Raw genomic sequence first — 12,030 nt, 5'->3', positions numbered from 1 at the left:
GTTGATCAAGAGCGAAACGCCGACATTGTTGTCGCGTCGCTCCTCTCCCTGGCAGCCCGGCAGCTCGCTGCAGTTTCGTTTCTTCGTCTTCGGTCTAAATTTAGCGCGCCAAATAATAAAATTTACGCGCGTTACCTTTTACGACGACGCGAAACGCAAAAGAACTTGCCCGGACCTTACGTTTCCGGTTGCGCTCTCTTCCCTGCAGACGCATAAGGCGTCTGACATGGGTAACAGGAAATGGCCGAGGTTCGATGGAAAAACTGACGCACAAGACAATGGAGGACTTCGCGAAATCCTGCGGCGTCTCCCGCCCTACCCTTTCCAAGTATTTTGACGATCCGACCAGCGTGAAACCGGCAACTCGAGCGCTGATCGAGGCGGCGCTTCGTTCGTCGGATTATCAACCCAATCTGTATGCGCGAAACCTCAATCGCAAGAGAACCCGTAATATCGGCATCCTGGTTCCAGCCCTTACCGATCCCTTTTATGCCGAAATGGTCAATCGCCTGGAATTGCGGCTGCGCAACGAGGGTTATTGGCCGATCGTGTTCTCGTCGCATGGATTACCCGAACTGGAAGCAGAAGCCGTCAATACGATGTTGTCGTTGAAGGTGGCCGGTGCGCTTGTCGCACCATTGGGACAGAAATCCGACCCACGCACCTTTGAAAAACTCGCGCAGAACCTGCCGATCGTCTACTTCGACACCTATATCGAAGGGAGCACGCCGTTCATCGGCAATGACAACTACCAGAGCGTCGCAACGATCGTCGAATATCTCTGCCGGTCCGGGGAAGCGCCAGCCTATCTCGATATACCGCATGTCAATCACAATTCACCCGAAAGGCTGGCAAGCTATATCGCCACCATGGAGGCGGCGGGCGGCGAGCCGCTGGTGATCAGCACCAATGCCGACTACACTTGGGAGTTCGAGCGGATCGGTTACGAGCAGATGGACAGCCTGCTCCGGGCAAAATCTCTTCCCCGCAAAACCATCCTCTGCGCGAATGATCGTCTCGCCTTCGGTGTGATGTCGGCGGCCTTCGCGCATGGGCTCAAAGTAGGGCGTAAAAAGGGTGATCATCTGCGCATAGCAGCCCATGATGACCATCCCTTGAGCCGGTACATCTGCCCGCCGCTGACGACGATGGCACAGGACTTTGCCGCGATGACGGCAAGCGGCGTCAATACGCTGCTGACATTGCTCGGAGACGCGAGTGCACCGGTTCAGACGATCCCGCACAAGCTCAGCCTGAATGGAACGCTTGTCATGCGGCAGTCGGCCTGAAGTCGCGCTTGCCATTCATCTACCCAGAGTTAGCCTCGAAGCTGTGCCAGGCTGCCACGGCTGCCTCCACGGCGCGCCGGGCCTCCGCCACGTACCTTCCCATCGACACGAAGCCATGGATCTGTCCCGGCCAATGACGATGCACCATAGGCACGCCTTCCTCCCGCAGCCGCTTGGCATAGGCCATGCCTTCGTCGACCAGAATGTCATGCCCGGCTGTTGCGACGAAGGCCGGCGCCACCCCGGCGAGGAGGGTTTCAGCCCGTAGCGGCGAGACCCTCCAATTGGTAATATCGGCTGTGGTGCGGACGTAATGATCGCGAAACCATCTCATCGTAGCGGCAGTCAAGCCGAAGCCCTCGGCATAGCGATAGTAGCTATCAGCCACCTGGGTGGCGTCGGTGTTGGGATAGATGAGCAGCTGGGCCGCAATCGGCGCGGCTTCGCCGCGACGCGACATCAATGCCAGCACGGCGGCCAGATTGCCGCCCGCGCTATCGCCGGCGACGGCGATCCGCGCGGGATCGATGCCGAGATCTGCAGCAAATCGCACTGCGAATGCCAATGCCGCGGCGCAATCGTTCACGCCGGCGGGAAATTTGTGTTCCGGCGCCAGCCGGTAATCGGGGCAGATCACGGTGCATTTGCCAATATTGGCGAACCATCGGCAGATTTCGTCGTGCGATTCGAGATTACCGATTACCCAGCCGCCGCCGTGAAGATAGATCAGGCCCGGACCATCCTTCAAAGGCGCGCCGATGCCGCGATAGATGCGCAAGGTGATCGGACCATTCGGGCCGACAATCCCGCGATCTTCCACCGAAGCGACTGCCTCTTTTGCACCTTGAAGCGTTGGGCAAGCGGTATTGTAGTCGATACGGGCCTCTTGAGGTGTACCCGTTTCAAATGGCCGATCGTTTGATCCGCTGGCCATAGCGAGCACGCGCCGGGCGCTTTCATCCAGCTTTTCCATTGGCATCCAGCTTTTCCATTGGATTGTCCCTCCTCTGCAACGATCAGGCGAGAAAACCGCGTGCTTCGTCTTCGTCAAGACGCCGGGGCGGCGTGAATTGCGTATCGATATTGACTGACTGCCGGCTTTCACCCGACTGGAGGATAGCCTCCATGATTTCTAGGACATGAAGGGCCAGCTCTCCGGATGCGCGCGATGGCCTGCCCTCCTGAAGTCCTCGCGCGAGGTCTGCGGCGCCGAGCATGCGGTAATTTGCCCGGTCCGGAGAGTCAAAAGGCCAGTTTTTCCCGCCGTAAAGTTCGCCGTCGCTTTCGAAATCGCGCCAATCCGCGCCATGCTCGGACAGTGACACCGTTCCGCCGAACGTGTCCGGGTCGGGCAAGCGCAGCGAACCTTCGGTGCCGTGCAGCTCGATTGGATGATTGGAGTGACGAAAGACGTCCCAGGAGGCACCGAAATTCACCGTCGCGCCGGATTGGAATTCCAGAAGTGACAGAATGTTTGTGGGCGTGCCGACCTTGAAGCGTGTGTTCTTGAACGGGCCGTCGGCGGTGATCAAGCGCTCTTCCTGGCCTTTCGTCGCCATTGCCATGACCCGCACGACCGGGCCAAGCAGGTTTACCATCATCGTCAGATAATAAGGCCCCATGTCGAAGACCGGGCCGCCGCCCGGTTGATAGTAGAATTGCGGATTGGGGTGCCAGTGCTCCATGCCGCGCCCCATCATGAAGGCAGTGCCACTGACCGGCCGGCCAATCGCGCCCTCATCCATCAGGCGCCGCGCCCGGCGGCCGGCCGCGCCGAGGAACGTATCGGGCGCTGACCCCAGCCGCAATCCGCGCCGCTTCGCCTCCGCCACAAGAATGCGGCCATCGGCTGCCGACGTTGCCAGCGGCTTTTCCGTGAAGACATGCTTGCCGGCCGACAAGGCCGACATCGTCACGTCGAAATGGACGGCGGGAACAGTGAGGTTGAGGACAAGGTCGACTTCGGGATCGGCCAGCAATTGGTCGACGCTGAGCGCGCGAATGCCATATTCGCGGGCACGCAACGCGGCGGCATCGGCAGATATATCGGCGCAAGCGCGCAATTCGACGCCCGCAAACAGCGCCGCATTGCGCAGATATGTCATCGAGATGTTACCGCAGCCGATAACGCCGATGCCGAGTTTAGCTTTTGAATTGCCAGCCATATTACCCATTCCTCCCTATCCACCGCATCTGTTCGCCGCACTTCGGCTCATCCGAACGATGACTCCCGGATCGATTTAAAGCATCTTATTTCTTGACGCGCGACAAATTTTTATAAAACATATGCGAATACTGGCGCGGAGGTTTGGAGGTCGCCGGTCTTCCTGGGAGGGAAACATGACAGATATCAAGAAGACGCCGGCTCACGCCAAGAGTGCCGGACAATCGATAATGCTTGATCGTCGTCAGCTGCTGTTGGATGCTGCCGGCGCCGCCATCGGTACGGCAATGCTTGGTGTTGCCTCAGGCCTCGGCATCCGCCCGGCACGCGCTGCGGATCGGACGGAAATCAGCTTTGCCAGTGCCAGCTTCTTCGGCAAGGAAGGGCTCGGCGATCTCGTCAAGGCATTCAACGAGTCGCAAAGCCGCATCACCGTCAAGTTCATCGAGCTGCCGCCGCCGAGCTCGTCGACGGAAGTCTACCAGGGCCTCGTTCAGCAACTCGCTCGCCGCAACGGAACGCCCGACGTCTTCAGCCAGGACGTGATCTGGATCGCGGGCTTTGCCTCTGCCGGCTGGGCGCTGCCGCTTGACGAATATTTCCCGAAGGACAAGCGCGCCGATTATTTCCCCGGCACGGTGGCGGCCTGCACCTATGGCGACAAACTGACAGCCCTGCCGTGGTTCGTCGATTCCGGCATGTTCTACTACCGCAAGGATCTGGTGGAAAAGCATGGCGGCAAGGTGCCGGAAACCTGGGCCGACATGGCAACGATGGCAGCAGAGGCGCAGAAGGCCGGCGACGCCAAGTTCGGTTATCTCTGGCAGGGCAAGCAGGCCGAGGTTCTGGTCTGTGACGCCGTCGAAATCATTGCATCCAATGGCGGCTCCATCCTTTCCGCCGACGGAAAATCCTCCGTCATCGGCGATGATGCCGCCGTTGCCGCGATCCAGTTCCTGTATGACACCATCAACAAGACGAAGATCAGCCCTCAGAACGTGCTCTCCTGGGACGAGGAGCCATCTCGCCAGCCGTTCACCTCGGGTGAGGCGATGTTCATGCGCAACTGGTCCTATGTCTATCCGATCGCGCAGGACCCGAAGGCCTCGCATGTCGTCGACAAGGTTGCTGTCGCGCCATTGCCGCATTTTGCCGGCGGCAAGAGCTCGGCCTGCCTTGGAGGCTACCAGTTGGGCGTCAATGCCAACTCCAAGAAGCGGGAAGCGGCGATCGAATTCCTGACCTGGATGTCTTCACCCGAAACCCAGACCCGGCTTGCTCTCAATTTCGGTCTCGCGCCTTCGCGGCCCGCCATCTTCCAGGATGCGAAGCTGAAGGCCGAGCAGCCGTTCATGGCGAGCCTCCAGGACGTCTTCACCGGCGCCACCCCGCGACCGATCACGCCGCAATATGCCAAGGTGACGCTGGCATTGCAGTCCAGCATCTCGAAGGCCCTGGTCAGCGGCAACGTCAAGGCGGAACTGCAGGCAGCAGCAACCCAGATCAACAAGATCGTCGGCTGACATGGCAGTAACCATGACGGCTGCCGTTTCCGAGCAAACCCCGGGCAAGTCGAGGGCGCCGTCAAGCGCCCTCTGGCCCTGGCTGTTGCTGCTGCCGGCGTTCCTCTCTCTGGCATCGGTGTCCTTCTATCCGATCATTAATGGCGTCTATCTATCCTTCACCAACCGCTCGCTGATCACCCAGGACAATGATTTCGTCGGCATCGCCAATTATGTGCAGCTGCTGGCCGATCCGCCATTCTGGAATGCCTGGTGGCACACGATCTGGTTCACGCTGATCTCGACGTTGCTCGAGACCTTCATCGGCCTGGCAATGGCGCTGATCCTGTGCGAGACCTTCGCCGGCCGGGGCATGGTCCGCGCCGCCATGCTCGTGCCCTGGGCCATGCCGACCGTGGTGACGTCGAAAATGTTCGGCTGGCTCTTCGACGGCCAGCACGGAATCATCAATTTCATCCTTCTGCATGCCGGGCTGATTGACCAGAACGTCAACTGGTACGGCTCGCCCGATACGGCGCTGACGACGATCATCCTTGCCGATGTGTGGAAGACCACGCCATTCATGGCGCTTCTGTTGTTGACCGGGCTGCAGACCGTTCCGAAATCGCTGATCGAAGCGGCACGCATCGATGGTGCTGGCGCCTGGACGATCTTCTGGCATGTCCGCCTGCCGCTCCTGATGCCGACGCTGCTGATCGCCGGACTCTTCCGTGCTCTCGATGCCTTCCGCGTCTTCGATCTCGTCTATGTCCTGACGGGCGGCGGTCCGGCAGATTCCACCGAGACCCTTTCGACGCTGTCCTACAAGGTGCTCTTTTCGACGCTTCAGTTCGGCTATGGCTCGGCGGTCTCGACCGCCATGTTCATCACCGAGGGGCTGATCGCCATCGGCTTCTGCGTGTTCCTCGTGCGCCAGATCAGGAGGACGACATGACCGGAGAGCGCTCAGTCTTCCAGAACATCCTCATCTATCTCGGCGCCCTGTTCATTCTCATCTGGTCCGCAGGCCCGTTCATCTGGCAGTTTTCGACATCGCTCCAGCTCGACAAGGCATTGACCGAGGGGACGCCCTCGCTCATACCGAACCCGTTCACGCTGGAGCATTACTACAACGCCTTCGTCGAAAAGGGCCTGCATCACTATGTGCTGAATTCGCTCATCGTTTCGCTTGCGACCACCGCTCTCTGCCTGATCGTCGGTTCGCTGGCTGCCTTTTCGCTGTCGCGCCTCGATGTGAAGGGGCGCTTCGGCATCCTGACGGTCATCCTTTCGGTATCGATGTTTCCGCAGATCGCGCTCGTCGGACCTCTCTACCTCATCGCCTCCGATCTCGGGCTGCTGGATACCTATACCGCGCTGATCATCACCTATCTTGCCCTCGGGCTGCCGCTGGTGACCTGGGTGCTGTTCGGCTATTTCGAAACGCTTCCACGCGAAATCGACGAGGCAGCCCGCATAGACGGCGTCGGCCCGGTCGGCCTGCTCTGGCATATCATCCTGCCAATGTCATTGCCGAGCCTGGTCACGACCGGCTTGCTTGCCTTCATCACTGCCTGGAACGAATTTCTGTTCGCACTGGCCTTCACCTCGGACAGCGACAGCCAGACGATCCCGGTCGGCATCGCCAATTTCACCAACCAATATTATGTGCCCTGGGGAGACATCGCCGCAGCATCGGCTGTCGTCACCGTGCCGCTCATCATTTTGGTGCTCTTCTTCCAACGACACATCATCGAAGGCCTGACCCAAGGCGGAATCAAGGAATAGCGGGAATGCGCAAGGACATAAAAGTCGGCTGCCAGACGTTCACATGGGAAATGCTCGGCAATGCCTGGACAGGAACGGCCGATGATCTGCTGTCGGCGATTTCCGCAGGCGGTTACTCCGGCATCGAAATCACCGACACCATGATCGGCCGCTATGCGGCAAACCCGCATGCCTTCGCGAATGCATTGAGGGATCGCGGCCTGACGCTCGTCTCCTTCGCCTTCGGCTCGAAGAGCGGCTTTACGGTGGCCGACGCGATGAACGATGACCTTGCGACGGCCAAGCGCTGGATCGATTATGCCGCGCATTTTCCGGGCGCACTCGTTTCCATCGGCTCGGCAACCGTCGTTTCCGAAGGCCCACGAGACGAGAAGTTCGCCATTGCCGGCGAGTTCTACAATCGCGCCGGAGAACTGGGCAAGATCGCCGGCGTCGAGGTCGCCGTGCATCCGAGCTCGCATCACAATACGCTGTTGTTCGACCGTGCCGATTACGACCGCATCTTCACACTCCTCGACCCAAGCCTGGTCGGCTGGGTGCCGGATACCGGCCATATTCTGCGGGGGCATCCCGACATGCTTGATACGATGCGCACCTATCAGGACCGTATCCGCTACCTGCATCTGAAGGATGTCGATGCACAGGGCCGATGGGCGATGCTCGGCGAGGGCGTTCTCGATACGCCGGCCGTGATCGACCTGATCTCGACAGCTCCGCTCTTCAATGGATGGCTGGTGCTGGAAGAGGAATCTGAGACGGCCGGCGCCGACCCTGCCGCCGCGGTCAAAGCCAATCGCCAAACCATGCGCGGCTATGGGGCATAAGGAAGAAGACCATGATCGAAAAGGAAAGCCGCCGTCTTCGCGTGGGAGTCCTCGGCTGCGGGCCGATCGCACAGTTCGCGCATCTGGAATCCTGCGTCAAGGCGAGGAATGCCGATCTTTATGCGATCTGCGACGCGGCCCCCGATCTTCTGGCCCGCATGGGCGCGACCTACGAGCCGCAGAAGATGTACGGCGATTATGACGCCATGCTGGCCGATCCCGAGCTGGAGGCCGTAATCGTCGCGACGTCCGACGCCTATCACGTGCCGATGTCGATCAAGGCGCTGGAAGCCGGAAAGCATGTGCTCTGCGAAAAGCCGATCGGCGTGTCGGTCGAGGAAGGGCAGCAGCTTGCCGAGGCCGTGCGCCGATCCGGAAAGATCCTGCAGGTCGGGCACATGAAGCGCTTCGATCCGGCACTCGAGGCGGCGCGCGATTTCGTGCGCGATGACATAGGCCAGATCTTTGCGATGAAGGCCTGGTATTGCGATTCCACTCACCGCTATACCAATACCGATGCGGTACAGCCCCTGCCCGTCACCAGCAAGCTTGCGCGCAAGCCCTCAGGCAATCCCAAGGCCGATCTCCGGCAATATTTCATGCTGGCGCATGGCTCGCATCTGGTCGACACCGCACGCTTTTTCTGCGGCGAGATCATCGCCGTTCGCGCCCGGCTTCTGGAACGCGCCGGCGCCTATTGCTGGTTCGTGGAGACCGAGTTTGCCAACGGCGCCCTCGGCCATCTGGACCTGACCGTTGCCGTGCGTATGGATTGGCATGAAGGCTTCCAGCTTTACGGCGAAAACGGCTCGGTTCTCGCAAAGACCTTCAATCCCTGGTACTTCCGCGCGAGCGAAGTGGAAATCTTCCACGAGAAGGATGCAACGAGCCGGAAGCCGCTCGGCGCCGACGGCCATTTCTTCCGCCGGCAGCTGGAGGGGCTCGCCGATACGGCGTTGAAGGGCGCGCCGATGCGCGGCGCCAATGTCGAGGACGGCCTGGCCTCCATCCGCGCAATGGTGGCGATCGCCCGATCGGTGGAACGGGGCGAGCGTGTCGAACTCGCATCGGTTTCGGGAGCGGTCTGATGCAAATCGGCATATTCGCCAAGACCTTTCCCGGAACGGAGCCGCTCGGCGTTCTCTCGGCCGTGCAGGATAGCGGTTACGCATGCGCGCAGTTCAATCTCGCCTGCTGCGGGCTCCCGTCTATGCCCGATACCATTTCGAAAGAAACGCTCGCAGCGATCCGGGCGGCCGTCGAAGCGACCGGCATCCCACTTGTAGCCCTGTCGGGCACCTACAACATGGCTCACCCCGATATTGCCGTTCGCCGATCGGGCCTCGCCCAGCTCGCTGTCATCATCGAAACGGCGGCCGCACTCTCGATTCCGCTGGTGACGCTTTGCACCGGAACGCGCGACCCGAACGACCAATGGGCACATCATCCCGACAATGGCGATGCTTCCGCCTGGGCCGACATGGCGGCGGAGATGTCAAAGGCCCTGGAGCTGGCGGAGCGGCATGGCATCGATCTCGGTATCGAGCCGGAGCAGGCCAATATCGTCACGTCGGCACGTGATGCCCGCCGGCTGATCGGCGAGATGGGATCGCGACGGCTGCGTATCGTGCTTGATCCGGCCAATCTTTTCGAGCAGGCGACGCGGGCGCAAGCGCGGGCGATCGTCGAAAAGGCGGTTGAAATCTCCGCCGGCCATATCGCCCTGGCGCACGCCAAGGATCGTCACGGCGACGGCCGTTTCGCGACCGTCGGGCAAGGCGTGGTGGATTTTGCCGATTTCATCGCGCGACTGCGCTCGGTGAATTTCGACGGGCCGCTCGTGACGCATGGCCTTCCAGCATCCGAAGCGGCCGGCGTCGCCGGTTTTCTCAAGGCATTGATCTGATGGGACAGAAATCGTTCAAACGTGACGATGCGGAACTTGCTGTCCATGAGGACGGGAAAGGGCTTCCGGTCGTCTTCCAGCACGGCCTGGGTGGCGATGAGGCGCAGGTGGCACAGAATGTTCCCGCTTCGGTGGGCATTCACCGACTGACGCTGGAATGCCGCGGACATGGCAAATCCTCGCTCGGCAATGCCCGACCCTTTTCGATCCGCATGTTTGCCGAGGACGTTTTGGCCGCGGCCACCGAATACGGGTTTGACCGCTTCATCATCGGCGGCATTTCGATGGGCGCGGCCATTGCCCTGCATCTTGCCCATCATCACGCCAATCGGGTCGCCGGCCTCGTTCTCGTACGCCCTGCCTGGACCTTCGAGGCATCGCCCGACAATCTCGAGCCGATCCGGGCCGTTGCGGCCCTGATCCGCTCGTACCCGGTCGAGGAGGCCAGAAGCCGCTTTATCGTCTCAGAAACCGGGCAACGGATCGAGACGGAAGCGCCGGACAACTTCTCTTCCCTGCTCGGCTATTTCGACCGACCGGATGCTCTTGTCTTTGCCTCCGTTCTGGCTGATATCGCCGCAGATGGACCGGATGTGCCACAGGCAGCGGCAGCCGCCCTCGCCGTGCCCACCCTCATTATCGGCAACCGACAGGATGCGATCCATCCGCTCTCCTGCGCGCAGACGCTCGCTACTGTCATTCCAGGCGCGAGCTTTGTCGAAGTCACCGCCAAGGCCATCGACAAAGACAGGCATTTTGCCGAGGTCCAAGGTGCCATCGCGCATTTTCTCGCATCCAAAACACTCCGGAGCTTCGTTCCATCATGACGTCCAGACCCCTTTCCGGCCCGGCGGCCATCGCAGCGCTTCCCCGCAACAGGCTGCTGGGCGAATTCTCGCTCTGGTCGGCCGATCTTGCCAATATGGAAACCGACCTCAAGCGTATAGAGCCTTATGTCGACCTGCATCATATCGATGTCGCCGATGCACGGTTTACGCCGGGCTTCCTGTTCTTTCCAGATTTCGTCGCGCGCATCGCCAAGTCGACCGCCAAGCCGATCCACGTCCATCTCATGGTCGAGGCTGAGATCGTCGAGGAGCAGACGCGTCAGTTCATAGAAGCGGGCGCGGATTTGATCAGCGTCCACGCCGAGAACGGCGATGCAGGCTTGCGGGCCATTGCGCTCGCCAAGGAGCTTGGTGCTGAAGCCGGCGTGGTGCTGCGGCTGGAAACGCCCGTTTCGGCGATCGAGCCTTTCATCGATCATGTCGCCTTTGTGACGCTGCTCGGAACCTCGATTGGGGTCAAGGGACAAAGCCTTTCCGAAAAGGCCTGCGACCGCCTGATCGAAGCGCGTTCCCTGCTGAGGAAGGCAGGCCGCGAAGATCAGATCATACTCGCCGCCGATGGCGGCATTCGCGAACAAACAGTGCCACTTCTGCGCCAAGCAGGCGCGCAGACGGTCGTTCTCGGGTCGCTGGCATTCGGCGACAGGAACCTTGGCGACCGGATCGCCTGGCTGCATGGACTGGAGAGCCGGGTTTCGTGAAAAAGGTCGCTCTTGCATTCGATCTCGGTGGAACGGAGCTGCGCGCCGCGCTTATCGATGATGCGGGATGCCTTCTGTCGTTCTCGTCGCTATCGACGGACGCGGCCGGTGGCCCCGCCGCCGTCATCCGCCAGATCGAACAGCTGGCCGAAACGGTGCTGGCGGAGACACCCGGTCTTTCGCCGATCGGGATCGGGATCGGTGCTCCCGGTCCACTCGACCCGGACGCCGGTGTCGTGATTGCCGCCCCGACGCTCGTCGGATGGCATGAGGTTCCATTGGCGGACATTCTCCACGGCCACTTCCGGCTGCCTGTGCGGCTTGAAAACGATGCAAACGCGGCAGCGCTCGGCGAATGGCGATATGGCGCCGGTCGCGGGGCAGATTCGATGGTGTTCGTCACGGTATCGACCGGTATCGGCGGTGGAGTGATTGCCGATGGCCGAATTCTGCATGGCAGGCGCGGTCTGGCTGCCGAGATCGGCCACATGACGATCACAAACGAGGGCGAACGTTGCTTTTGCGGAGCGGTCGGCTGCTTTGAGGCCGTCGCCTCCGGCACGGCACTCGGCAGGCGGGCAACGACCCGCACCAGGCCATCAGACGGATCGGTGCTGCGCAAGCTCGCCGCCAACGCCGATGTAACCGGACGACACGTCGTTGAAGCCGCGCGAGAGGGCGATGCTGATGCATTGGCGCTGCTGACTGACGAGGCGCGCTTGCTGGGGATCGGCTTTACGAACCTGCTTCACCTCTATTCGCCCGACGTGCTTGTCATGGGCGGAGGAATTTCGCATGGCTTCGATCTTCTGCACGATCAAATGGTGATGACAGTTCGCGAGCGCGCCATGCCCGCCTATCGCGACGTGCCGATCGTTGCCGCACAACTCGGGCGCCATGCCGGTTTGATCGGCGCGGCCAGCCTCATCTTCGACGGCTAGCTGCTGGCAGACAGCTCGCTGTCCAAGAAATAGCTCATCGGATCTTCGGCGCGAGCCGCCCGCACCG

General features: G+C 60.9%; 12 protein-coding genes. 10 read left to right on the top strand and 2 right to left on the bottom strand.

Translation table 11 applies throughout. From position 1 onward, the window contains the following. The first annotated feature begins 254 nt into the window (after positions 1 to 254). Complete coding sequence (locus AC13RE_RS14905; RefSeq protein WP_488563489.1) at positions 255 to 1,289, top strand: LacI family DNA-binding transcriptional regulator; 1,035 nt, start codon at positions 255 to 257, stop codon at positions 1,287 to 1,289. 19 nt (positions 1,290 to 1,308) lie between these two features. On the opposite strand, the gene AC13RE_RS14900 is transcribed toward AC13RE_RS14905, so the two are convergent. Next, positions 1,309 to 2,262, bottom strand: a complete 954-nt coding sequence (locus AC13RE_RS14900; protein ID WP_488563528.1) for an alpha/beta hydrolase — start codon at positions 2,260 to 2,262, stop codon at positions 1,309 to 1,311. Positions 2,263 to 2,305: 43 nt separating this feature from the next. Beyond that, positions 2,306 to 3,454: a Gfo/Idh/MocA family protein gene (locus AC13RE_RS14895; RefSeq protein WP_488563488.1), complete on the bottom strand. Its 1,149-nt coding sequence runs from the start codon at positions 3,452 to 3,454 to the stop codon at positions 2,306 to 2,308. Positions 3,455 to 3,629: 175 nt separating this feature from the next. Between AC13RE_RS14895 and AC13RE_RS14890 the strand changes: the two genes are divergently transcribed. Genes AC13RE_RS14890 through AC13RE_RS14850 form a run of 9 tightly spaced genes read left to right on the top strand, consistent with a single transcriptional unit; the run spans position 3,630 to position 11,963 of the window. After that, complete coding sequence (locus tag AC13RE_RS14890; RefSeq protein ID WP_488563487.1) at positions 3,630 to 4,976, top strand: ABC transporter substrate-binding protein; 1,347 nt, start codon at positions 3,630 to 3,632, stop codon at positions 4,974 to 4,976. Position 4,977: 1 nt separating this feature from the next. After that, positions 4,978 to 5,910 carry a carbohydrate ABC transporter permease gene (locus tag AC13RE_RS14885; RefSeq protein WP_488563486.1) on the top strand — a complete coding sequence of 311 codons (933 nt, stop codon included), beginning with the start codon at positions 4,978 to 4,980 and terminating at the stop codon, positions 5,908 to 5,910. After that, positions 5,907 to 6,743, top strand: coding sequence for a carbohydrate ABC transporter permease (locus AC13RE_RS14880; RefSeq protein ID WP_488563485.1), 837 nt, complete (start codon positions 5,907 to 5,909; stop codon positions 6,741 to 6,743). Before AC13RE_RS14885 ends, AC13RE_RS14880 begins: the two co-directional genes overlap by 4 nt. A gap of 5 nt (positions 6,744 to 6,748) precedes the next feature. Then, a complete protein-coding gene (locus tag AC13RE_RS14875; protein WP_488563484.1) occupies positions 6,749 to 7,567 on the top strand; it encodes a sugar phosphate isomerase/epimerase family protein in 819 nt (272 codons plus the stop codon). 11 nt (positions 7,568 to 7,578) lie between these two features. After that, positions 7,579 to 8,655: a Gfo/Idh/MocA family protein gene (locus tag AC13RE_RS14870; RefSeq protein WP_488563483.1), complete on the top strand. Its 1,077-nt coding sequence runs from the start codon at positions 7,579 to 7,581 to the stop codon at positions 8,653 to 8,655. Continuing rightward, positions 8,655 to 9,473: a sugar phosphate isomerase/epimerase family protein gene (locus AC13RE_RS14865; RefSeq protein ID WP_488563482.1), complete on the top strand. Its 819-nt coding sequence runs from the start codon at positions 8,655 to 8,657 to the stop codon at positions 9,471 to 9,473. Before AC13RE_RS14870 ends, AC13RE_RS14865 begins: the two co-directional genes overlap by 1 nt. Then, complete coding sequence (locus AC13RE_RS14860) at positions 9,473 to 10,300, top strand: alpha/beta fold hydrolase (RefSeq protein WP_488563481.1); 828 nt, start codon at positions 9,473 to 9,475, stop codon at positions 10,298 to 10,300. The genes AC13RE_RS14865 and AC13RE_RS14860 overlap by 1 nt, the downstream gene beginning before the upstream one ends. Then, positions 10,297 to 11,022: a ribulose-phosphate 3-epimerase gene (locus AC13RE_RS14855; RefSeq protein WP_488563480.1), complete on the top strand. Its 726-nt coding sequence runs from the start codon at positions 10,297 to 10,299 to the stop codon at positions 11,020 to 11,022. The genes AC13RE_RS14860 and AC13RE_RS14855 overlap by 4 nt, the downstream gene beginning before the upstream one ends. Then, positions 11,019 to 11,963 (top strand): ROK family protein, encoded by a 945-nt coding sequence (locus tag AC13RE_RS14850; protein WP_488563479.1) that lies wholly within the window; start codon positions 11,019 to 11,021, stop codon positions 11,961 to 11,963. The genes AC13RE_RS14855 and AC13RE_RS14850 overlap by 4 nt, the downstream gene beginning before the upstream one ends. Positions 11,964 to 12,030: the final 67 nt, after the last annotated feature.

Source organism: Martinezella sp. CNPSo 3959 (assembly GCF_057784355.1).
The sequence above is the reverse complement of the archived record's forward strand: the minus strand, read 5'-3'. Positions and strand labels throughout refer to the sequence as shown.